The 20,652-nt window shown below is 67.1% G+C and carries 20 protein-coding genes and 5 pseudogenes; 10 read left to right on the forward strand and 15 right to left on the reverse strand.

Features of this window, described 5'->3' with window-relative positions; translation table 11 throughout:
• The first annotated feature begins 16 nt into the window (after positions 1-16).
• Complete coding sequence (locus KY49_RS07745) at positions 17-1,150, forward strand: AAA family ATPase (protein ID WP_042584050.1); 1,134 nt, start codon at positions 17-19, stop codon at positions 1,148-1,150.
• Positions 1,151-1,227: 77 nt separating this feature from the next.
• Here the strand turns inward: KY49_RS07745 and KY49_RS07750 are convergent.
• From KY49_RS07750 to KY49_RS38455, 3 genes and pseudogenes are all read right to left on the reverse strand, one after another.
• Positions 1,228-1,581 (reverse strand): annotated as a pseudogene (locus KY49_RS07750) (oxidoreductase); the annotation flags it as partial.
• Positions 1,582-1,583: 2 nt separating this feature from the next.
• Positions 1,584-2,390 (reverse strand): 2,5-didehydrogluconate reductase DkgB, encoded by an 807-nt coding sequence (gene dkgB, locus KY49_RS07755; RefSeq protein ID WP_042584052.1) that lies wholly within the window; start codon positions 2,388-2,390, stop codon positions 1,584-1,586.
• A gap of 238 nt (positions 2,391-2,628) precedes the next feature.
• Positions 2,629-2,892, reverse strand: a pseudogene (locus KY49_RS38455) (MFS transporter); the annotation flags it as partial.
• Between the two features lie 196 nt (positions 2,893-3,088).
• Here KY49_RS38455 and KY49_RS07765 point away from each other — a divergent pair.
• Positions 3,089-3,556, forward strand: coding sequence for a YaiI/YqxD family protein (locus KY49_RS07765; RefSeq protein ID WP_042584054.1), 468 nt, complete (start codon positions 3,089-3,091; stop codon positions 3,554-3,556).
• A gap of 81 nt (positions 3,557-3,637) precedes the next feature.
• Here the strand turns inward: KY49_RS07765 and KY49_RS07770 are convergent, their stop codons facing one another.
• On the reverse strand, positions 3,638-4,468 hold the full coding sequence (locus KY49_RS07770) for an alpha/beta fold hydrolase (protein WP_042584055.1): 831 nt from the start codon (positions 4,466-4,468) through the stop codon (positions 3,638-3,640).
• A 378-nt stretch (positions 4,469-4,846) separates the two neighbouring features.
• Here KY49_RS07770 and KY49_RS35235 point away from each other — a divergent pair.
• Both KY49_RS35235 and KY49_RS07780 read left to right on the forward strand, forming a co-directional pair.
• Positions 4,847-5,038: pseudogene (locus KY49_RS35235) on the forward strand (acetoacetate decarboxylase); the annotation flags it as partial.
• Positions 5,039-5,072: 34 nt separating this feature from the next.
• Positions 5,073-6,317: a saccharopine dehydrogenase family protein gene (locus KY49_RS07780; protein WP_042584057.1), complete on the forward strand. Its 1,245-nt coding sequence runs from the start codon at positions 5,073-5,075 to the stop codon at positions 6,315-6,317.
• Between the two features lie 44 nt (positions 6,318-6,361).
• On the opposite strand, the pseudogene KY49_RS39195 reads toward KY49_RS07780, so the two are convergent.
• Positions 6,362-6,457, reverse strand: a pseudogene (locus tag KY49_RS39195) (type 1 glutamine amidotransferase domain-containing protein); the annotation flags it as partial.
• Positions 6,458-6,584: 127 nt separating this feature from the next.
• On the opposite strand from KY49_RS39195, the gene KY49_RS07785 reads away from it, so the two are divergent.
• The 3 genes from KY49_RS07785 to KY49_RS07790 all read left to right on the forward strand — a co-directional run bounded on the left by KY49_RS07785 (position 6,585) and on the right by KY49_RS07790 (position 7,715).
• The gene (locus KY49_RS07785) at positions 6,585-6,968 is read left to right on the forward strand and encodes a GFA family protein (RefSeq protein WP_042584619.1); all 384 of its coding nucleotides are present in this window, start codon (positions 6,585-6,587) and stop codon (positions 6,966-6,968) included.
• Positions 6,965-7,108 carry a hypothetical protein gene (locus KY49_RS38070; RefSeq protein ID WP_175551943.1) on the forward strand — a complete coding sequence of 48 codons (144 nt, stop codon included), beginning with the start codon at positions 6,965-6,967 and terminating at the stop codon, positions 7,106-7,108. The genes KY49_RS07785 and KY49_RS38070 overlap by 4 nt, the downstream gene beginning before the upstream one ends.
• A gap of 151 nt (positions 7,109-7,259) precedes the next feature.
• Positions 7,260-7,715: a MarR family winged helix-turn-helix transcriptional regulator gene (locus KY49_RS07790; RefSeq protein WP_042584058.1), complete on the forward strand. Its 456-nt coding sequence runs from the start codon at positions 7,260-7,262 to the stop codon at positions 7,713-7,715.
• A 139-nt stretch (positions 7,716-7,854) separates the two neighbouring features.
• Here the strand turns inward: KY49_RS07790 and KY49_RS07795 are convergent, their stop codons facing one another.
• From KY49_RS07795 to KY49_RS07835, 10 genes are all read right to left on the reverse strand, one after another.
• Positions 7,855-8,199, reverse strand: coding sequence for a DUF4148 domain-containing protein (locus KY49_RS07795; RefSeq protein ID WP_042584059.1), 345 nt, complete (start codon positions 8,197-8,199; stop codon positions 7,855-7,857).
• A gap of 87 nt (positions 8,200-8,286) precedes the next feature.
• Positions 8,287-8,706, reverse strand: coding sequence for an organic hydroperoxide resistance protein (locus KY49_RS07800; RefSeq protein WP_042584620.1), 420 nt, complete (start codon positions 8,704-8,706; stop codon positions 8,287-8,289).
• 221 nt (positions 8,707-8,927) lie between these two features.
• Positions 8,928-9,077: an FAD binding domain-containing protein gene (locus KY49_RS36975; RefSeq protein ID WP_156162454.1), complete on the reverse strand. Its 150-nt coding sequence runs from the start codon at positions 9,075-9,077 to the stop codon at positions 8,928-8,930.
• Between the two features lie 79 nt (positions 9,078-9,156).
• The gene (locus KY49_RS07805) at positions 9,157-10,074 is read right to left on the reverse strand and encodes a LysR family transcriptional regulator (protein WP_042584060.1); all 918 of its coding nucleotides are present in this window, start codon (positions 10,072-10,074) and stop codon (positions 9,157-9,159) included.
• 77 nt (positions 10,075-10,151) lie between these two features.
• A complete protein-coding gene (locus tag KY49_RS07810) occupies positions 10,152-12,413 on the reverse strand; it encodes a xanthine dehydrogenase family protein molybdopterin-binding subunit (RefSeq protein WP_042584061.1) in 2,262 nt (753 codons plus the stop codon).
• Positions 12,413-12,913: a (2Fe-2S)-binding protein gene (locus KY49_RS07815; RefSeq protein ID WP_042584062.1), complete on the reverse strand. Its 501-nt coding sequence runs from the start codon at positions 12,911-12,913 to the stop codon at positions 12,413-12,415. Before KY49_RS07815 ends, KY49_RS07810 begins: the two co-directional genes overlap by 1 nt.
• Positions 12,910-14,190 carry a c-type cytochrome gene (locus KY49_RS07820; RefSeq protein WP_042584063.1) on the reverse strand — a complete coding sequence of 427 codons (1,281 nt, stop codon included), beginning with the start codon at positions 14,188-14,190 and terminating at the stop codon, positions 12,910-12,912. The genes KY49_RS07815 and KY49_RS07820 overlap by 4 nt, the downstream gene beginning before the upstream one ends.
• A gap of 183 nt (positions 14,191-14,373) precedes the next feature.
• Complete coding sequence (locus KY49_RS07825; protein WP_042584064.1) at positions 14,374-15,507, reverse strand: FAD binding domain-containing protein; 1,134 nt, start codon at positions 15,505-15,507, stop codon at positions 14,374-14,376.
• A gap of 131 nt (positions 15,508-15,638) precedes the next feature.
• Complete coding sequence (locus tag KY49_RS07830; protein ID WP_042584065.1) at positions 15,639-16,337, reverse strand: glutathione S-transferase N-terminal domain-containing protein; 699 nt, start codon at positions 16,335-16,337, stop codon at positions 15,639-15,641.
• 1 nt (position 16,338) lies between these two features.
• Positions 16,339-17,043, reverse strand: coding sequence for a glutathione S-transferase family protein (locus KY49_RS07835; RefSeq protein ID WP_042584066.1), 705 nt, complete (start codon positions 17,041-17,043; stop codon positions 16,339-16,341).
• A gap of 106 nt (positions 17,044-17,149) precedes the next feature.
• Between KY49_RS07835 and KY49_RS07840 the strand changes: the two genes are divergently transcribed.
• The 3 genes and pseudogenes from KY49_RS07840 (at position 17,150) to KY49_RS07850 (ending at position 20,452) form a co-directional block, all read left to right on the forward strand.
• Complete coding sequence (locus KY49_RS07840; RefSeq protein WP_042584067.1) at positions 17,150-17,977, forward strand: AraC family transcriptional regulator; 828 nt, start codon at positions 17,150-17,152, stop codon at positions 17,975-17,977.
• A gap of 417 nt (positions 17,978-18,394) precedes the next feature.
• Complete coding sequence (locus tag KY49_RS07845; protein WP_197083554.1) at positions 18,395-18,802, forward strand: VOC family protein; 408 nt, start codon at positions 18,395-18,397, stop codon at positions 18,800-18,802.
• A gap of 302 nt (positions 18,803-19,104) precedes the next feature.
• Positions 19,105-20,452, forward strand: a pseudogene (locus KY49_RS07850) (reverse transcriptase family protein).
• Positions 20,453-20,652 lie beyond the last annotated feature (200 nt).

Genomic DNA, 20,652 nt, shown 5'->3' on the forward strand with positions numbered 1-20,652 from the left:
CGAAAGAGGAACGAATATGAAATACGAACAGTTGCAGGCGCTGGTGCCTGCGCCCGGCCAAGCGCCGGATTATCAAGCGTGCCTGGCGGCTTTTCCGGCACTCGAGCATGCGAAGACGACGCCGCAGGCGCCGGCGCATCACGGCGAAGGCGACGTCTGGACGCACACGACGATGGTCGTGGACGCGCTGCTCGCGCTGCCGGACTATCAGGCCGCGTCACGTGCCGATCAGGAGATCGTGTTCCTGGCCGCGCTGCTGCACGACATCGCGAAGTACAGCACGACGACGATCGATCCCGAAACCGGCGCGATCGGCCATCCCGGGCATTCGCGCAAGGGCGCGATCGACGCGCGGATCGCGTTGTGGGACGCGGGCGTGCCGTTCGACACCCGCGAGGCGATCTGCCGCCTCATCGGCGTCCACCAGGTGCCGTTCTTCGCGATCCGCGGGGCGCGCCGGGGATCGCCCGAATTCCTCGCGCGCGAGCTGTCGTGGCAGGTGAGCCTTCCGCTGCTGTGCCTGCTCGCGGAGGCCGACATGCGCGGCCGCATCTGCGACGACGCGCCCCGCGTGCTCGACGACATCGAGCTGTTCCGGGAGCTCGCGAGGGAGGAGGGCTGTTACGGCCGGCCACGCGCGTTTGCCGATGCGCACACGGCGCTCAGCTACTTCCGCGGCGCGGACGTGCATCCGGACTACCCGTTGTTCCAGCCGCCCGGCTCGAAGGTCATCGTGATGTCGGGGCTGCCGGCGTCGGGCAAGAACACGTGGGTCGCGCAACACCACCCGGACCTGCCGGTCGTTTCGTTCGACGATGCGCGCGACGCGCTCGGATTGCGCCACGGCCAGAACGAGGGGCGCGTCGCGCATCGCGCGATCGACAGCGCGAAGGCGCTGCTGCGCGACGGCAGGCCGTTCGTCTGGAATGCGACGAATCTTTCGGCGCTGATGCGCAAGAAGACGCTGGACCTGCTGTTCGCGTACCACGCGGAAGTCACGCTCGTCTATCTGGAGCAGCCGCGCGCGACGCTGCTGCGCCGCAACGCCCGGCGCGACACGTCGCTGTCGAACCGGGCGCTCGAAGGGATGCTGCTGCGCTGGGATCTGCCGCTGCCGACCGAAGCGCACGCGGTGATCTACGGCGGCTGACCCGAAGACGGCCACGCTTCGCAAGAGGGCGCCATGGCGCGAGCCGGGGCAAGCCGTCTCGCGCGCATCGACCGGCATCAATGACCGCGATAGAGCGCGTTGCGGCTGCCGGGAATCGCGGGGCGGCCGGATTCGGTTGCGGCGCGCGCACCGCCGCCGAACAACGTGTCGCGGTCGTGCGGCGCGAGCGCGGTGCCCACGCGCAGGCGTTCGGGCAGGTCGGGGTTCGCGACGAACGGGCGGCCGAATGCAATCAGGTCGGCCCAGCCGGCGGCGATCGCTTCGCGCGCGCGTTCCGCGGTGTACTTGCCCGCATAGATCAGCACGCCGGGGTAGGCGGTGCGCAGCTTCTGCTTGAATTCGACCGGCATCAGCGGCGCATCGTCCCAGTCCGCTTCCGCGATGTGCAGGTAGCCGACGCCGAGATCGGCGATCAGTCCCACTCCGGCGCGAGGCCGGCGGGGTCGACTTCGCGGCCGTTGCGCTCGAGTGCGGCGATCTGCGTCATGTCTTCGTCGGTCAGGCGCAGCGTCTGCGCGAGCAGGTTGCTCGCGAGGTTCTCGCGCTTCGTCGACGACGGAATCACCGAGTAGCCGAGTTGCAGCGCCCACGCGAGCGCGACCTGGGCCGGCGTGGCCTGGTGTTTCTGCGCGATCGCGCCGATCACCGCGTTGCCGAGCACCTTGCCGTACGCGAGCGTCATGTACGACGTGACGTGGATGTTCTCGCGCTGCAGGAAAGCGACCAGCTTGCGGTTCTGCAGGTACGGGCTCAGCTCGATCTGGTTGGTCGCGATCTCGCCCTTGCCGACGGCGGCGATCGCCTGCTTCGTCAGCGCGATGTTGAAGTTCGAGATGCCGATCTGGCGCGTCAGGCCCTTCGCCTTCGCGTCGGCGAGCGCGGTCATGAATGCCTCGATCGACACGTCGTTGCCGGGCGCCGGCCAGTGAATCAGCGTCAGGTCGACGTAGTCGGTGCGCAGCTTGTCGAGGCTTTCCTGAAGGCTCGGCACGAGCTTGTCCTTCGCGTAGTGGTCGACCCAGATCTTCGTGGTCAGGAACAGCGCGTCGCGGCGCACGCCGGATGCGGCGATCGCTTCGCCCACTTGCGCTTCGTTGCCGTAGATCTGCGCGGTGTCGATCGCGCGGTAGCCGAGCTCGAGGCCGTTGCGGACCGAATCGATGGCGATCTGGTCTTGCAGGCGGAACGTGCCGAGGCCGAAAGCGGGGATCTTGCTCATGATGGGCTTCCTTGAGTGTATGTGGACCGGGTGGGCCCGAGAGGCATTCTGGCGCCTGCCACTGATGAAATAAACGCCTCTAGAGGACAAAAATATTTGATTTGAAATCAAATACGGTTCATGCGACGGACGCGTCCGCCTGCGCAAGGAATGCCGGCAGGACCTCCGCGGCGATCTCGGCCTGCGTCTCGTCGAGCGGGCGGCGGTTGCGGCGCAAATGCAGGCCGATGTGCTGCACGCCAGCGTCGCGCATCGCCGCCAGCGCCTCGATCAGCGCGATGCGTCCCGCGTGCGCCGTCGCGCAACAGCGCGATCTGGTCAGCGCGGTGAGCAGCGGCGCGCCGATCGCAACGATGAGCGCATAGAGGCTGACGAGCAGGCCCGCGGAGGGCAGGGTGACGGCGAGATCGGCGGCGATCGTCGGGATCAGCCCGACGATCACGAATTCGGTCGTGCCGATGGCGAATGCGCTGATCGTCAGCGCGAGCAGGGCAACGGGCATGATGGGCGCTCCGGGTTCCAGTAACGACGCAGCGCAGCGTGCCCGGCTTATTTTTGCGGAAAAACCGGTCGATTCGCCAAATCGTTTTGATTTGAAGTCAAGAATCGAGGTGGCGCCCGGCCGCCTGCTGCCGCAAGATGACCGCCGGCGGTGAGATATGATCGCTTCTTCTGTTCTGTGTATTGGAAATGCCGCCATGCAAGTGCTGGTCGATGCCGACGCGTGTCCCGTCGTAGTCAAGGACATGTTGTTTCGGGCCGCGCGTCGTGCCGAAGTCCACGTGACGCTGGTCGCGAACCAGTATTTGCGCACGCCGCCGTCCCCCTTCATCAAGGCGCTTCAAGTACCGGCGGGTTTCGATGCCGCCGATGCCCGCATCGTCGAGCTGGTCACTGCCGGCGACCTCGTGATCACCGCGGACATACCGCTTGCGGCCGCCGTCCTCGACAAGGGCGGTCATGCGCTCGACCCGCGCGGCAACTGGTTCAGCCGCGAGAATATCGAGGAGCGCCTCTCGACGCGCGCAATGCTGGATCAACTTCGCAGCACGGGCATCGACACGGGAGGGCCGGCGCCTTACGGCGCGCGGGACGGCAAGGCGTTCGCGGCACAGCTCGACCGGTTCCTAGCGCGTCGCGGCGCGCTGCCCGGCGGAGCCGTTTGAAATCCGCAAGCGACCGCGCCGAAACCACGGGCCGCCGACAGGGAGGCGGATGCCAAGGGTCGCCCCTTGGCATCCGTTGCTTCAACTGCGGACAAACGCGAGCAAATCGGCGTTGATCGTTTCGGCGTTGGACGTGGGCATGCCGTGCGGGAAGCCCTGATAGGTCTTCAGCGTGCCGTTCCTGAGCAGCTTCGCGGACAGCGGGCCGGAGTCCGCGTAAGGCACGATCTGGTCGTCGTCGCCGTGCATCACCAGCACAGGGAGCGAGATCGCCTCGAGGTCCTCGGTGAAGTCGGTCTGCGAGAAAGCGACGATGCCGTCGTAATGGGCCTTCGCGCTGCCCATCATGCCCTGCCGCCACCAGTTCCGGATGACGCCTTCGGACGGCTTGGCGCCGGGACGGTTGTACCCATAGAACGGTCCCGCCGGAATGTCGTGGTAGAACTGCGCCCGGTTCGCCGCAAGCTGCGCCTGCAGATCGTCGAACACTTCCTTGGGCAGGCCGCCCGGATTGCGCTCCGTCTTCACCATGATCGGCGGCACGGCGCTGATGAGGACCGCCTTGGAAACGCGATCCTCGCCGTGGCGGGCGATGTAGCGCGCGACTTCGCCGCCGCCGGTGGAATGGCCGACATGCACGGCGCCCTGGACACCGAGGTGGTTCACGACCGCGGCGACGTCGTCGGCATAGTGATCCATGTCGTGGCCGTCCCAGACCTGGCTGGATCGTCCGTGGCCTCGACGGTCGTGCGCGATGACGCGGTAACCGTGAGCCAGGAAGAAGAGCATCTGGGCATCCCAGTCGTCGGCGCTGAGCGGCCAGCCGTGATGAAAGAAGATGACCGGTGCGTCGCGCGGGCCCCAGTCCTTGTAGAAGATGTCGACACCATCTTTCGTTGTGACGTATCCCATGTCTGCTCCTGTTGGCGGGTTGATCGAAGGGCAATGCGGCCGCCGCGCATTCGTCGGCGACGAACCGAGTCTAGGATTAAAGCCAGGTTTAGTGTCAATCAGGAGACGAGGCAAGCATGAAAACAAGGGCGGTCGCTCGGGCGCCGAATGATTCGAGGATATAACGACGATCGACGTGTTCCTCTATCCGGGCCCTTGACCTTCAAGTCGAGTTCAACCTTAAAGTGCTTGCTGACGGCAGTGAGTCAGCAGGCTTCGGGCGTTGCCTGCCGCGGTCGATCGTCGAGGATGGGCAACGAGCATGGACAGGCGGTTTACACGGGTCGAATTTGGGCCGCACAAGGTCGACGTGCCTGAAGGCGGATACTACGACCGATGTTCGCCCAGCGCCTGTTGCCGCGAGACGTCAAGCTGATGCGGCATGGCGGTCCGCTGAGCCAGTTGCTCGACGGACTCGGCGCATCCACCATCGTGCGCGTCGACGTGGTCAAGGACGCGCAACTGGTCCTGAACCTGCCGACGCCTTTGAAGGCCTTCGATGCACCCGGAAAGCCAAGTCAACGTCGCTGATGACCCTGCCACGCCCGCTCCGAAGGAATCGTCCATGACCACGCCGACCCATGATCTCGTCGTATTTGGCGCCACCAGCTTTGTCGGGCAAATCCTGACCCGCTACCTGTCCGAACACCTGTCGGGCGGCGACGAGACGCTGCGCTGGGCCATCGCCGGCCGCTCGGAAGCGAAGCTCAGGCAGGTCAGGGATTCGCTGGGCGCGGCGGGGCAGTCGTTGCCGATCATCGTCGCCGACGCGGCCGACGAAGCGCAGCTGCAAGCGCTATGTGCGCAAACGCGGGTGGTCGTGTCCACCGTCGGACCCTATGCGCTTTACGGGGAGCCGCTGGTCAGGACGTGCGCGGAAAGCGGCACGGACTACTGCGATCTCACCGGCGAGACCCAGTGGATCAAGCGGATGATCGACAAGTACGAGCCCGCGGCCCGGCAATCGGGGGCGCGCATCGTCCATTGCTGCGGCTTCGATTCGGTTCCGTCGGACATGGGCGTCTTTTTCCTGCAGCAACAGGCAAGGCGGCAGTGGGGCGTGCCGGCCGAGCAGGTGAAGATGCGCGTCAGGACGCTGAAGGGCGGGGCGTCGGGCGGAACGGTGGCGAGCGTGATCAACGTCGTTCGGGAAGCCGCGGCCGACCCTGCGTTGCGCAGGACGCTGCTCGATCCTTATTCGCTGTGCCCGAAAGGCCACGGATTCACGGTGCGGCAGCATGCCGTCAGATCGGCCGAATTCGATCGCGACTGCGATGCGTGGATCGCCCCGTTCGTGATGGCGGCCGTCAACGAGCGTGTCGTGCATCGCTCCAATGCGCTTGCGGGCAACGCCTATGGCGGCCGGTTCACCTATGACGAAGCCGTCATGACGGGCACGGGCCTCAAAGGCCGCCTGGCTGCCCTGACGATCGTGGCCGGCCTGGGTGCGTTCATGGCGGGCGTCGTCATCAAGCCGGTGCGCATCGTGATGGAGCGGTTCCTGCTGCCGAAGCCCGGCGAGGGTCCGAGCGTCGAGGCCCAACTGGCCGGCCGCTACGATCTGCGTTTCTTCGGCCGCACCGGCGACGGGCAGACCTTGCGCGTGAAAGTCACCGGAGATCGCGATCCGGGTTACGGCTCCACCGGCAAGATGCTGGGCCAGGCGGCGATCAGTCTCGCGCTGGATTGCCGCCGGGACGGCGAGAAGACGGGGCGCGGCGGCGGCTTCTGGACGCCCGCCACGATGTTCGGCGAGCGTTTTGTCGAGCGTCTGGTTCGCCATGCCGGGTTGCGTTTCGAGCTGATTTGAGCGCGAGTCGTATCCGAAAGGAATCCGTAGGAAAGTCCGCCGCGTCAAAGGCGTGCGACGACCTGCTCGGCCGTCGCCTTCGACGATTGCGGATTCTGGCCGGTCACCCGATGACCGTCGACGACATTCGACGTGAATGAAGTACGGAATCGTTGCGCCCATGAATTGAATCGCTTTGTATCGGCGGGCGGAGTCGATACATCGCGATACAAGGCAACCGCCCGCGTGCGCTATAACGCAAGGCATGACCTTGATATGGAGCGCCACATGCAACAAGCTCAACAAGCTGCCCGGCACAAAGGGGCCTGCCATTGCGGGGCCGTGAAATTCGAAGTCCGCACCGCCATCACGCCGGCGGCCCGCTGCAACTGCAGCCTGTGCCGCCGCAAGGGCGCGCTGATGAGCCCGATGTTCGACGGCCACGCGCTAAGAATCCTGGCGGGCCGGGATGCGCTGACGGTCTATCAGTTCAACACGCGCGTCGCGAAACACTACTTCTGCAAGCACTGCGGCATCTATCCGTTCCATCAGACGCGCAAGGACCCTGCATGCTGGCGCGTCAACCTCGGCTGTCTCGACGGCGTCGATGCATACGCGCTCGACGCCACCGTCTCCGACGGCGCCAGCCTGTCCGTGGTGGAGGACGCATGAAGCGCTGGCTGACGATCCTCCTGTTCGCCGCGGGCGGATTCGCGACCGAACTCGTTCATCCCGTGCAGTGCTCGCTGCTGACGGAAAGCCGGCTGCGGGCCGACAGGAAAGCGGACCGGCACGGCGACCGGCGGCGGTGAGCGCCGGGGTGCAACGGGTATCGTCCACATCGTTGCGCAACAGCCGGCCCCGGCATGCGACGCGGGTCGGCAATCCAGGTTGCTTCCGATAAGATCGCACGCGATATATAATGCGTGCATTCGCGCGCGATCTTTGCCAAGGAGGCAGCTGATGAAACCGACCCAGACAGCGCCCAGGCTGTCCGACTTCCTGTGCTTCGCCGTCTATTCGGCGAACCTGGCCTTCGGCAAGGCCTACAAGCCCATTCTCGAGGAGCTTGGCCTCACGTACACGCAATACATCACGATCATTGCGCTGTGGGAGGAGGACAACCAGACGGTCGGCAGCCTCGGCGAAAAGCTGTTCCTCGAATCCAATACGCTCACTCCGATCCTGAAAAAGCTCGAAGCGATGGGCTATCTGCAGCGTCAGCGCGATCCCGCCGACGAGCGCCAGGTGCTCGTCAGCCTGACGAAGAGCGGCCGGCGCCTGCGCGAGAAGGGGCTGGGCATGGATCTTGTCGAGGCGACCGGGCTGAAGCCCGACGAGTTCGCGAAGATGCAGAAGGCGATCGTGACGCTGCGCAATAACCTGATCCGTTCGACCGAGGAGCAGGAACAGGCGTGACGGCGGGCAGGCAGGCGGAAGCAGGGAATGCCTCCGCTTTTTTTTTTTCGTGATAAGAAGCGCATACGATTAAATCGCATGCGCTTCTTATTTGAAAATGTAATGGCGTCGATGCGATCGACTCCGGCCGCTTGTTCATTCAATGACCGAAGTAGATCGAACGCTCGGCGCTGCGGATCACGTTGCGGCGACCGGCCTGCGTGGCGGCGTCGGCGTTGCCGCCGTAGCCGGCCGCCGACGTGCCGCCTGCGGCTGCGTCGTTCGCGTGAATGCGTGTCAGGGCCGCCTGCAGGTCGTCCGGGTAGTGCGGGTCGTTGGCGCGGCCGGGCTGGAAGCCCGCCTTCTGCAATTCGGCCAGCTCCGCCCGCACTTGCGCGCGGGTGACAACCGCGCCGGACGGCGAAGTGTCGACGCCGGCGAACGCGGGCGCGGTGAAGGCGGCTGAAACGGCGACGAGCAGGGCAGCGATCAGAGGGGTTTTCATGGTTGGCCTCAAGAAAGGATGTTCAACACGGTTAGGGGCCGATTTCGGGCCGACAGGCCGCAGACATCGGCTGATGCAAAGGCATGCTCAGACCAGATTGATGGCGACGTCGATGTTGCCGCGCGTCGCTTTCGAATACGGGCAGGTCTGGTGCGCGGCATCGACGATGCGTTGCGCGACGTCGCGCTCGAGGCCGGGCACGCTGACGTTCAGCCGCGCCTGAAGGAAATACGCATTGCCGGACGTGCCCAGATCCACTTCGGCGTCGACCGCGAGATCCGCCGGCAGCGTGATCTTCGATGCGCGTGCCGCGAGCTGCATCGCACCGATGAAACACGCCGACCAGCCCGCGGCGAACAGCTGCTCCGGATTGGTGCCGCTGCCCGCGCTGCCCGGCGACGAAAGCTGGAGGTCCAGGCGGCCGTCGGAACTGCGCACCGCGCCGTCGCGGCCGCCGGACGAGGTGTGAGTTTTCCCGGTGTACAGCACTTTTTCGATCTTGCTCATCTTGAACTCCTGATGTGGTGAAGTGGGTGTCTGCTCATGCGATTCGATCGCATGCGATGCATTCTGCGACTGGAATTTCGCCATGTCAAGCGGTATCGATTAAATCGCGTGCGATGTATTCCAATGTATTCGGAGCGATGGGAGACGTATCGCGGAACCGTGTGGCGGCATTTCCCCGCCGCGGGGCGGCGGGGCTCAGGCCGGCGGAATCTGCGCGATCATCACGCAGACCCCATGACGTCACGGCCGGGCACCAGATGGGTCAGGAAAAGATGCGCGTTGCCTTGCTGAAACGTGAAACGTTCGCGCAACACGCGCAGTACCGGCTCGGAACGCTCGCGTTCGTCGACGAGCCCGCGCCACGCGACCACACGCGGCACGAGGAAACGGCGGCGTTCGCGGCGGGCGCCGGGCCACGTCGCGCCGAGCGGCGAGCGCGCAACCGCGCGTTCAGCCCCGCTTGCCCTGCAGCGTCGGAATCTGCTCGAACAGGCTGGAGAGCCAGTCGACGAAAAGCTTGAGCTTGGCCGGCACGTGCCGATTCGGCGGATACAGCACCGAAATCGGCCGCGCCGGTGTATTGAAGCCGGTCAGGACTTCGCGCAATTCGCCCGACTTCAGATAAGGATCGACCAGATACAGCGACGTCTTGATCAGGCCGATTCCCGCGACGCCGCACGCGATATAGGTATCCGCATCGTTGACGGCCACCGTGCCGCACATCTGCATCACGCGCGGTTCGCCGTCGACGACGTATTCCCACGCCCGCGGCCGCCCCGTATCGGCGGAGATGTGGCTGACCGCGACGTGCTGCGCGAGATCCTCCACCGTTTCGGGTTCGCCGAACCGTTCGAGATAGGCGGGGGACGCGCAGGTGCAGGTCGTCAGGCTGCCGATCCGCTTCGCGATCAGGCCGGAGTCGTCGAGCGCGCCGACGCGCACGACGCAATCGACGCCCTCGCCGACGAGATCGATCTGGCGATCGGTCACGCCGAGCTCGATCGTGATGCTCGGGTGCGCGGCCAGGAACGCCGGCAGCGCCGGCACCATGATCTGTTTCGCCATGGCCGGCGGCAGATTCACCTTCAGGCGGCCGCGCGGCGCATTGCGCGCCTGGGACACCGACGCTTCCATGTCGTCGATCTCGCGCAGCACCGCGACGCAGCGTTCGTAGTAGGCCCGCCCGTCCTCGGTCAGCGCGATCCGGCGCGTCGTGCGGTTCAGCAGCCGGCAGCCGAGGTGTTGTTCGAGCGTGCTCAGCAGCGCGGATACGCGCGGCGTCGTGAGCCCTGTCGTGTCCGATGCGCGCGTGAAGCTGCCCGTCTCGACGATGCGCGTAAACACGCGCATCGAAAGCAGTGTATCCATCGTTCGATCCTCTCCAACCCGTGAGTCGTCGGCGCCGGTGCGTGCCGGCGCGCTGTCGTATGTGTGTGTGTGCGCCGCTATGCGTCGATGCGCTTGCGGAGCCCGTCGCCGGCGAACGGCATTTCCCGCATGCGCTGGCCGGTCGCATCGAAGATCGCGTTGGCCAGCGCGCCGGCGGTCGGCCCCATCGACGCCTCCGCCGCGCCGAGGAAGGGCGCGCCGGGACGATTGATCAGATGGACCTTCATGCTCTGCGGCGCTGCCGAGAAGCGCAGGATCGGATAGCTGCTCCAGTCGAAGCTGCGAATGCGCTGTGTATCGTATTGCAGCGCCTCGTACAGCGTCCAGCTCGCGGCCTGCACGATGCCGCCCTCGATCTGGTTGCGAATGCCGTCCGGCGACACGATCTGGCCTGCGTCGACCGCGGCTTCCGCGTGTTCGAGCGTCACGTGGCCCGTTTCCGGCACGACCGAAATCTCGACCGCGAGCGCGACATAGGCCATCAGGTTCTTGTACTTGCCGAACGCGAAGCCGACCCCGCGGTTGCGCGCGCGCGGCGGCCGCGGCCAGCCGAAGCGCGTCGCGACGAGCTGGATCACGTGACGCGCGCGGGGGTCCTGCATGTGACGCAGCCGGAACTCGACCGGATCGACGCCGGCCGCTTGCGCGAGCTCGTCCATGAAGCTCTCGATCGCCCACACGTTCGTGTGCGCGCCGAGCGAGCGCATCGCCGAGGTCTGCAGCGGCATCGTCGGCGAGAAGTGGTTGACGACGTGCAGGTTGGGCAGCGCATACAGCGGGATCGCGTTGCGGTCGCCGCCGCCCTCGGGCTGCAGCATCGGCGTCGACGGCGCAGGCGCGAACGGCGGCTCGAGCATGCGCGCGGGCAGCAGCCGGCCGGCGTTGACGATCCGCTCGTTGTGCGAACTGCTCCACAGCGCGTAGTTCCAGTCGACGATGTGGCCGCTCGCATCGAGCGACGCGCTGAGTTCGGTCACCATCGCCGGCGTGAAGTGGTCCCACGTATGTTCCTGCTCGCGCATCCACTGCACGCGAATCGGCTTGCCGGGCATCGCGGCCGCGATCAGCGCCGCATGCGCGGCCGCGTCGTCCGCGCCGTTGTGCCCGTAGCAGCCCGACCCTTCGGTGTGGATGCACCGCACGCTCGCCTTCGGCATCGACAGCATCTCGGCGAGCGCGTCGCGCAGCGGGTAGACGCCCTGCGAGTGGGTCCACACGGTCAGCATGCCGTTCTCGAGATGGGCGACCGCGCACGACGGCCCGATCGAGCCGTGCAGCAGGTAGTTCTTCAGGAACGTCGCGGTGAGCGTTTTCGTGGCCGGCACGGTCGTCGCATGCGTATTGGCGATCTCGATGCGCTGCGTCGCGATCCGCTTCAGGTCGTCGTGAACCGTCTTGCGATCGGGCAGCGGCCGGCCGGGCGACCAGCGGCAGCCGGCGGCCAGCGCGCGCTGCGCGACGACGGCCTGCCATTCGCCGCGCGCGACGACCGCGAGCATGCTGCCGTTGCGCACGATCCGCACGACGCCGGGCAGCTTCAGGATCGCGGCCTCGTCGAACGCGAGCAGCTTCGCGTCGTAGACGGGCGGCATCACGACGCGCGCATGCAGCATGTCCGGCAGCGTCATGTCCTGCACGTAGCTGGCGCCGCCCGTGACCTTGTTCGGAATGTCGACGCGCGGCAGCGACGTGCCGATCACGGCGAACGTGGCCGGATTCTTCAGCGGCGACGTCGGCGTCGCGCTGCGATGCAGGTCGACGCTGCGCACCGCGTCGCCGTAGCGCATCGTGCGGCCGTCCGGCGCCTTGATCACGGCGTCGGCGGTCGTCAGCAGGCGCGCGTCGACGCCGAACTGCTGCGCCGCCGCGTCGACCAGCAGCCCGCGCACCTGCGCGGCGGCATTCAGCAGCGCGGAGCCGCTGTCCGCCATCGTGTGGCTGCCGGCGGTCAAGCCCTCGTCGGGCGACGCGCCCGTATCGGCGGTCAGGAAGGTGATCAGCGCGGGCTTCATCCCGAGCTCCTCGGCGGCGACCTGCAGCAGCGCGGTGCGCACGCCGGTGCCGAGCTCGACCTTGCCCGTGAACACGGTGACCTTGCCGTCTGGCGTGATCTTGATCCACGCGTCGAGCAGCGGGTTGGTCTTCAGGCTGCCGGCGAGCGTTGCCGTGGCTTTCGACACGTGCACGGCGGCGCCTTCGTCCGCGATCACGACCTGGGCGACGGCGCGGGCGGCCGGCGCGAGGCTGAACGCGACGAACAGCGCGCCGGAAACCATGAAGTGCCTGCGGCTTTCGTCGATGTCGTCGTGAGCGTTCATTACAGTGCCTTGTTGATCATGACAGGGGCGGAGCCGGGCTCCGGCTCGGGCAGGCCCGCGACCTGGCGCACGGCTGCCAGGATCCGCATGTGGGTGCCGCAACGGCACAGATTGGGTTCCATATGCGTGCGCAGCTCGTGCTCGGTCGGCTTCGGATTGCGCTCGAGCAGCGCCTGCGCGCGCATGATCATCCCCGCGATGCAGTAGCCGCACTGCGCGGCCTGGTGATCGATGAACGCGCGCTGCAGCGGGCCCGGATGGTCGGCGGTGCCGAGGCTCTCGATGGTCCTGACGCGGCGCGCGCCGACGGCGGCGACCGGGAGCAGGCACGAGAACATCGGCTTGTCGTCGACGATCACGGTGCAGGCGCCGCATTGTCCAAGGCCGCAGCCGAATTTCGCGCCGTACAGATGCAGGTCGTTGCGCAATGCATAGAGCAGCGGCGTGGACGGATCGATGTCGAGCGTGTGCTGCACGCCGTTCACGTTGAGGGTGATCATCGCGCGCTGTCCTCCTTCCTGAGCTTCGCGGCCATCGCTTCGACGCCGGTCCACGCGGGCCGGTCGGAGTAGGCCGCGCGAATGTACGCGGCAAGGTCCGCGATCTGGGCGTCGTCGTACTGGTCGAGATACGACGGCATGTAATTCAGCGAGTCCTCGCCATGCCAGCCGATCCCGTTGAACATCATCTGGATCGCGTTGCGCGGCGTATCGGCGTTGACGGCCGTGCTGAACGCGAGCGTCGGCCGTTCGCCGATCGCCTGCATCGGCGAGGCGGGCCCGTGGCACTGCGCGCATGACGCCTGGAACAGCACCGCGCCGCGATGTTCGTCGGGCGTCGTCGCGTTGCGCGCGGCGCCGGGAGTCGCGGGCCGTGCGCCGGCCGGTTTCTGGATCGACAGGATGTAGGTGGCGATCGCCTCGACGTCCTCGACCGGCACCGTCGCGAGATCGCGCGTGACGGGGAGCATCGGCCCGGCCGCCGCGCCGTGCTCGCTCGCGCGGCCGGTGCGCAGGTACGTGACGAGCTGCGCCTGCGTCCACGGGCGCGTCGCATGGCCGAGCGTATTGAGCGGCGGCGCTTCCCAGCCGTCGACGAGGCCGCCGTCGAACGCCTTGCCGGCCTGTTCGCCGCCGATCGCGTTCAGCGGCGAATGGCAGGACGCGCAGTGGCCGAGGCCGTCGACGAGCAGCTTGCCGCGGTTCCATTGCGCGGATTGCGACGGATCGGGCTGGTACGAGCCCTTGCGCAGGAACAGGATGTTCCAGAACGCCAGCGGCGGACGGAAGTTGAGCGGGAAGATCAGGTCGTTCGCCGGCGCGGCCGCGCGCACGGGCTCGCGGGTCATCAGGTACGCATAGGCGGCCGCGATGTCGTCGTCGGTCATCCGCGTGAAATGAATATACGGAAATGCCGGGTAGAGCAGGTGGCCGTCGCGGGCGATCCCGCTGCGCAGCGCGCGCGCGAACGCGTCGCGCGACCAGCGGCCGATGCCGGTGTCGGGGTCCGGCGTGATGTTGGTCGCGTAGATCGTGCCGAACGGCGTCGCGAGCGGCAGCCCGCCGGCGAACGGCTGGCCGTCCTTCGCCGTGTGGCAGACGACGCAGTCGCCGAGCGCGACGACGCGCGCGCCCGCGCGCACGAGCTGCGGATCGAACGACGTGCGCGCGGGCGGGTCGATCGGTGCGATCGACGGCTGCACCATGATGCCGATCGCGATCGCCAGGCCGGCGATCGCGATGCCGGCCGCGCCGAACCAGCGTTTTTTGTGCTTCATGCGGGCTCCACGCGGCGGCGGCGATTCGCAATGGGAATCATGTCGTCACTCCAAGGAAGGAGGCCGCGCGCAGGCGATGGCCGGCGCGGCGTTGGGTGCAGGCAGTCTATGCCTGCGCCGACGTCGGATCTTGAAGCGAGGCTGAAACGTTCTGAATCAGGCCGACAGGCCGGGCTACGCCAATCAATCGTCGTGAATCGATGTGCCGAGCCCGAACGATGCGGCGAGCTGCGGCCCTTTCGCGAGCAGCGCCGTCACTTCCGTGCGCCGCTGCGCCGACCAGCGCGCGAGGCGCTCGACGACATCGGCCGCACCGGGCGGCAGCGCTTCGGCGAGCGACACGGCGTCCTGGGCCGCCTTCGACGTGCCCGACGCCGTATGCGGGCGCACGGTGCACGCGGCGTCGCCGACCAGCGCGACGCGGCCGCCGACGAAGTCGGGGCTCATCGCGTCGAAAATCGCCTGGACGAACGGCGCGCGCGTCGCGAGCACCAATTGCGACAGCACGGCCGGCAGCCGCTCGGCGGCCAGTTGCCGCAGCGACGCGGCGCTGTCGTCGGCCAGCCGCCCCGGATGGACCGACGCGTGGTGCACGCGTCCGTCACGATCGGTCAGGTGGCGGCGCAGCGCATCGAGGTCCGTTTCGTTGCGATACCAGAGCCAGTTGAAGCGGCGCGCACCGGGTTCGAGCGAACCGTCGAGCGCGGGAATCAGGAACGCCATGAACAGTTCGCCCGGCGCCTTGTGCAGCGTCATGTTCTCGACCAGCGACGCGATCGCGTCCGCGTCGAACGCGGCTTCGTCGACGATGCCGCGCCACGCGACATAGCCGGCGAACGACGGCACGCAGCCGGGGAAGAGGCGCGTGCGCAGGCTCGATCCCGCGCCGTCGGCCGCGATCAGGAGATCCGCGCGGATGCGTTCGTCTTCGACGTGCACGTCGATGCCGTCGGCGTGCGGGTCGAAACCGGTGATCGCGCGGCCGTAGCGGATCCGTCCCGGCGGCAGCGTATCGCACAGCGAGCGGTAGACGGCGTCCCACGACGAGAACGGCAACATCTCGGGTTCGTCGCGCGTGACGGCGCCTTGACGATCGATCCATCGCCGCCGATGCGTCGGCACGCTGATCATGCGGCGGCAATGCCGGCCATGCCGTTCGAGAAACGCCATCATGCGCCGCAGCACGGCCACACCGCCGCCCTGGCCGCGCAGCGGGTTGGGCGAGCGCTCGTAGACGGCCACGTCGTGCCCGATGCAATCGAGCGTCAGCGCGGCCGCGAGGCCCGCGATCGAGCCTCCTGCAATGACTATCTTCATCGTGCCTGGCCTCGGTTCTTGCGCGCGTTCGATTGTGCACGATCGCTTTGCGGCCGGGCCTTAATTCTTATTAATGGCGATGACGCGACACGTCGGCGTGCGCGAACGAGCCGGCGTGCCGGCCGGTCGCGTCAGCGCACCGTCGCGGCGGATTGCCCGAACAGGATGCTGCGCGATTGCTCGTCGACGACGGGCGTCACGTTGATTTCCTTCGCGCGCTCGTACGCGCGGATCGTCGCCGGCCGCGCGCCGATCCGCTCGAACCACCGAGCCAGATGCGGGAAATCGTCGAGACGCTGACGCTGGCGCTCGTGCGGCACGATCCACGGATAGCACGCGATGTCGGCGATCGAGTAATCGCCCGCGATGTAGTCGCGGCCGTCCGCCAACTGCTTGTCGAGCACGCCGTACAGCCGCGACGTCTCCTTCACGTAGCGATCGATCGCATACGGCAGCGGTTCGGGCGCGTACTGCGCGAAATGATGGTTCTGCCCGGCCATCGGCCCGAGCCCGCCCATCTGCCAGAACAGCCACTGCAGCACGAGATTGCGGCCGCGCAGGTCCTGCGGAATGAAGCGGCGGGTCTTGTCCGCGAGGTACAGCAGGATCGCGCCCGATTCGAAGATCGACAGCGGCTCGCCGCCGTCGGCCGGCGCCCGGTCGACGAGCGCGGGAATCCGATTGTTCGGCGCGATGCGCAGGAAGTCGGGCGCGAACTGCTCGCCGCGGCCGATGTTCACCGGGACGATCCGGTACGGCAGCCCGGCTTCCTCGAGCAACATCGTCACCTTGTGCCCGTTGGGCGTCGTCCAGTAGTAGAGGTCGAGCATGTCACGCTCCGGTTGCTGCGCCGGCCTCGAGCCGCGCGTTCTGCGGCAACATCGCGCGGCGGGCCTCGTCGTCCATCTCGATCTTGAACGCGTGGCGCGCCTTCAGCGCTTCGGCGCGCTGCGCGGCCGGCCGCGCATTGATTTCGTCGAGCAGGCGCTCCACGTGCGGCAACTGTTCCCAGGCGGTTTCGCCGAGCACGAACGGCACCGCGCGCGCCCAGCCCCACACCGCCATGTCGACCAGCGTGTACGTGTCGCCGAGCATGTAGCGCGACGTCGCGAGACGTTCGTCGACGATGCGCCAGTGCCGCCACGCCTCGAAGTCATAACGGTTGATCGCGTACGCGTTCGGCTCCGGCGCGTGATGCTTGAAGTGCACCGCCTGTCCCGCATACGGGCCGATGCCGGTCGCGACGAACATCAGCCACGACAGCATCTCGCCGCGCGCGGCCGGCGTGTCGCCGGGGAGGAACCGGCCGGTCTTTTCCGCGAGGTACAGCAGGATCGCGTTGCTGTCGAACACCGTGGCGTCGCCGTCGACGATCGCGGGCGTCTTCGCGTTCGGGTTGATCGCCCTGAACGCAGCCGAGTGCTGTTCGCCCTTGCGCGGATCGACCGGCACCAACTCGTACGGTAGCCCGGCTTCTTCCAGGAACAGCGCGACCTTGGCGGGATTCGGGGAAGGGTTGTAGTGGAACTGGATCATCGGCGTGATTCCTTCGTTGAAATGGGGTTGAACCAAGGGCTCCAATCTACCGAAATCGATGGGATTGAAAGTTACAATAAGTCCGAAAATCACAACCAATCGTCCCATGCCAGACCGACTCTCCAATCTCATCAGCCGCTTCGACCTGCAAGCGCGCGTGTTCTCCGACCCCAGCGCGTGCGGCGTCGACGATGCCGTCAGCCACGACGGCGCCGGCCATCTGCACCTGTTGCGCGCCGGAAGGATCGTCGTGACCGGGGGCGCGATCGGACGCCAGACGATCGACGCGCCGAGCATGCTGTTCCTGCCGCGCCCCCAGTCCTGCAGGGTTGACGTGGGAGCGCACAACCCTGCCGAACTCGTCTCCGCGAGCATCGCCTTCGGGTCTCGCGACGAGAATCCGTTGCTGCGCAGCATGCCCGACCTGCTGGTCACGCCGCTGAACTGCGTGCCGTCGCTCGACGCGGTCCAGCAACTGCTGTTCGCCGAAGCGCTCGAGCCCGCCTGCGGTCATCACGCGATGGTCAACCGGCTCGTCGAAGTGCTGATGGTCCAGATGCTCCGCCATGCGATGCGCAAGCAGCTCGTCGACACCGGCTCGCTCGCCGGCCTTGCCGATCCGCGGCTCGGCAAGGCGCTGACCGCGCTCCATTCGGACCCGTCGCGCAGCTGGACGCTCGAGGACATGGCCGGGACGGCCGGCATGTCCCGGTCGCGGTTTGCCGCGCATTTCGCGGACATCGTCGGCGTGCCGCCGGGCGAATACCTGCTGCAGTGGCGGATCGGGCTCGCGAAGTCGCTGCTGCGCCGCGGCCGGCCTGTCAAGCTGGTTGCCGCCGAAGTCGGCTACGGCAGCGCCAGCGCGCTCGCGCGGGCGTTTGCGCAAGGCGTCGGGCTGACGCCGACGCAGTGGCTCGCGCAGCAGCGCGGGTAGGCCGACGAGCTGTGGTTATCGAGGCGAGGCGCGACGCGAAGTAGTCAGGCGCGTTTTCGTGGCGATCAGTTTTGCTACAAAATGCACTCGTTAAGATAAGAAAACTTATCCTGACCGCGCCACAAAAATGCAAACCGGATGCATCCGAAATTCACTTTTGGTCGTATTCCGGGATCGCTATCCGGGGCAGGGCGGGGGGACGACGCCGACGCGTGCGCCTGGCGCAGCCCTCGAGAATGCGAGTAGCCGACAGCCGGGCAAGGGCAGTGCATGGTCCGGACAGCCGCCTGGCGCGGCTTCCTCGCCAGGCCGGCGCGCGCGCCGAATGCGAGTTGTTGGGGGCGGGCTACCGCTTATATTCTGATGTCCTCAGGCGGTAACGGCATCGGGCCACCGCCACTGCACGAGAGATCGAACATGACAGACGTCACCCGAACCATGAAGCTCAATCACCTGAGCTTCCCCTCCGCCGACACGCTCGCGACCGCCAGGTTCTTCGAGCGGTATCTGGGTTTCACGATCGCGGGAACCTGGCAACAGTCCTACGTCCTCAAGCGCGCCGGCTTCGACGTGGTCATCGATCACGCCGGCGACGGTGTGCCCGCCTGGCCGAAGGCGTTCCATGCCGGGTTCGAGCTGCCGAGCCTCGATGCCGTTCGCGAGCTGCATCAGCGCTTCAAGGAAGAGGGCGTCGAGATGGAAACGGAGATCTTCAACAACGGACGCGGTTCGCGCTTCTTCTGCCGCGCGCCGGGCGGCGTGATGTTCGAATTGAACACGCGCTCGGACGCCGCACCGGAATACCGCGGCACGTTCGACGACTGAAGTCCGTTATCCGTGCGTTCATCGGCCGATTCCGAACCCGGATGATCAGTTCTACTGCTGATTCCGTGCGGCGGCATGTCATGGCGCGGTTGACACTGCCGCCCCGCGACCGTTACATTCGCGTCGCGGGGCGGTGGGTCAAGCACACCCCCGGAGCAGGTAGTGCATGTTCCAGGACTACGGGGCTACCCCGTGGATGAGATCGACTCCCCGATGCGTCGCAAGAGCCGCGATTGCGCGTTGCGCAAGACCGCTCTCGCAGCACTAGGCACGTTGGCTCATCGTCCCGCCCATCCCTATTCATGCGTTCATCCGTATACGACACCGCGCACACGATCGCCGACGCGATGCTGGCCGGGCCGCCGGACCCCGGCGGCGTGGCCGCCCGCATGGCGGCCGTGCTCGGCGATGCGCCGCCGTGGTTGCACGACGTTGCGCGCGACGCGATCGCGCGCTTCGGCGCGCGCTGGGCCGCCGTCGAGCCCGGCGACCTGACGCGGCTCGTCGCCGAAGCGCCGGGATTTGTCGCAGCGTGGCGCAGCGACAGTCCGCCCGCGATCGTCCGCATCCTGCCGCGCCCCGCGGTGCAGCGGCCGCTGCCGGCGGCGCTCGGCGCGCTCGATTTGCCGCAGTGGCCGACGCCCGGCGCGCTCGCCGGCTGGCTCGGCGTCGCCGTGCCCGACCTCGAATGGCTGGCGGACCGGTGGCGCGTTGCCGCACGCGGCAGCGAGACGCCGCTGCATCACTACACGTACCACGCGTTCGACAAGCGCGACGGCGGGTGCCGCCTGATCGAGATTCCGAAGGGACGCCTGCGCGAAGCGCAACGCAGCATCCTGCACGGGCTGCTCGATCGCGTTCCGCCGCACGATGCCGCACACGGCTTCCGCAAGGGGCGCGGCATCGTGTCGTTCGCCGCGCCGCACGCGGATCGCGCAGTCGTGATCCGGTTCGACCTCGCCGACTTCTTCGCGTCGGTCAGCGCGGCAAAAGTCCATGCGCTGTTCGATACGCTCGGCTATCCGGTCGAGGTCGTCAGGACGCTGACCGCGCTTTGCACCAACCGCGTGCCGTCGGCGCGGCTCCTTGCGCCCGACCTGCGCGACCGGCTCGACTGGTCCGGCCGCCAGCGCTACCGCAACCGGCACCTGCCGCAGGGCGCACCGACGTCGCCCGCGCTGGCCAACCTGTGCGCGTTCCGGCTCGACACGCGGCTTGCCGCGCTCGCGCGCTCGCTCGACGCGACCTACACGCGTTATGCCGACGATCTCGCATTCTCCGGCGGCGCCGTGTTGACGCGCGCGACGGAATGGATGACGGTCAGGGTCGCCGCGATTGCGCTCGAGGAGGGCTTCGCGCTGCAGCTGCGCAAGACACGGGTGATGCGGCGCGGCGTGCGGCAGCGGCTTGCGGGCGTGGTCGTCAATCGGCACCCGAATCTCGCGCGACGAATTCGACACGCTGAAGGCGATACTGACCAACTGCGTGCGACACGGGCCGGCGTCGCAGAATCGGGCCGCGCATCCGGATTTCCGCGGCTATCTCGCCGGGCGCGTCGCGCACGCGACGATGCTGAACGCGGCGCGCGGGATGAAGCTGCAGGCGATCTTCGACGGGATCGCGTGGGACGCGGGCGATAGCGGCGCCTGAGATCCGTCGACGACGGAACAGGAAACTAGCGGGTTCTCCTTGCTCGGAAAGAAATGATGGAGCGCCCCCACCGATGCGCCTGCATGGTGTGCGATCCCGCTCGCATTTTGCGTGATTAAGGTCAACCCGCAATCGCGGTGTTTTTGCGATTGTGTGAATGCCGGGCGTATCGTCCGTCGACTTGAATCCGCGTTCAACGG

Source organism: Burkholderia sp. MSHR3999, assembly GCF_000833595.1.
GTDB lineage: Bacteria > Pseudomonadota > Gammaproteobacteria > Burkholderiales > Burkholderiaceae > Burkholderia > Burkholderia ubonensis.

Excerpts from the sequence above, each read along its gene's own strand:
- KY49_RS07745 (WP_042584050.1), top strand. The coding sequence starts at position 17 with ATGAAATACGAACAGTTGCAGGCGCTGGTGCCTGCGCCCGGCCAAGCG.
- KY49_RS07835 (WP_042584066.1), bottom strand. The coding sequence starts at position 17,043 with ATGATCCAGTTCCACTACAACCCTTCCCCGAATCCCGCCAAGGTCGCG.
- KY49_RS07795 (WP_042584059.1), bottom strand. The coding sequence starts at position 8,199 with ATGAAAACCCCTCTGATCGCTGCCCTGCTCGTCGCCGTTTCAGCCGCC.
- KY49_RS07785 (WP_042584619.1), top strand. The coding sequence starts at position 6,585 with ATGCAACAAGCTCAACAAGCTGCCCGGCACAAAGGGGCCTGCCATTGC.
- KY49_RS07815 (WP_042584062.1), bottom strand. The coding sequence starts at position 12,913 with ATGATCACCCTCAACGTGAACGGCGTGCAGCACACGCTCGACATCGAT.
- dkgB (WP_042584052.1), bottom strand. The coding sequence starts at position 2,390 with ATGAGCAAGATCCCCGCTTTCGGCCTCGGCACGTTCCGCCTGCAAGAC.
- KY49_RS38070 (WP_175551943.1), top strand. The coding sequence starts at position 6,965 with ATGAAGCGCTGGCTGACGATCCTCCTGTTCGCCGCGGGCGGATTCGCG.
- KY49_RS07770 (WP_042584055.1), bottom strand. The coding sequence starts at position 4,468 with ATGGGATACGTCACAACGAAAGATGGTGTCGACATCTTCTACAAGGAC.
- KY49_RS07820 (WP_042584063.1), bottom strand. The coding sequence starts at position 14,190 with ATGAAGCACAAAAAACGCTGGTTCGGCGCGGCCGGCATCGCGATCGCC.
- KY49_RS07805 (WP_042584060.1), bottom strand. The coding sequence starts at position 10,074 with ATGGATACACTGCTTTCGATGCGCGTGTTTACGCGCATCGTCGAGACG.
- KY49_RS07780 (WP_042584057.1), top strand. The coding sequence starts at position 5,073 with ATGACCACGCCGACCCATGATCTCGTCGTATTTGGCGCCACCAGCTTT.
- KY49_RS07765 (WP_042584054.1), top strand. The coding sequence starts at position 3,089 with ATGCAAGTGCTGGTCGATGCCGACGCGTGTCCCGTCGTAGTCAAGGAC.
- KY49_RS07825 (WP_042584064.1), bottom strand. The coding sequence starts at position 15,507 with ATGAAGATAGTCATTGCAGGAGGCTCGATCGCGGGCCTCGCGGCCGCG.
- KY49_RS07800 (WP_042584620.1), bottom strand. The coding sequence starts at position 8,706 with ATGAGCAAGATCGAAAAAGTGCTGTACACCGGGAAAACTCACACCTCG.
- KY49_RS07810 (WP_042584061.1), bottom strand. The coding sequence starts at position 12,413 with ATGAACGCTCACGACGACATCGACGAAAGCCGCAGGCACTTCATGGTT.
- KY49_RS07830 (WP_042584065.1), bottom strand. The coding sequence starts at position 16,337 with ATGCTCGACCTCTACTACTGGACGACGCCCAACGGGCACAAGGTGACG.
- KY49_RS07790 (WP_042584058.1), top strand. The coding sequence starts at position 7,260 with ATGAAACCGACCCAGACAGCGCCCAGGCTGTCCGACTTCCTGTGCTTC.
- KY49_RS07845 (WP_197083554.1), top strand. The coding sequence starts at position 18,395 with ATGACAGACGTCACCCGAACCATGAAGCTCAATCACCTGAGCTTCCCC.
- KY49_RS07840 (WP_042584067.1), top strand. The coding sequence starts at position 17,150 with ATGCCAGACCGACTCTCCAATCTCATCAGCCGCTTCGACCTGCAAGCG.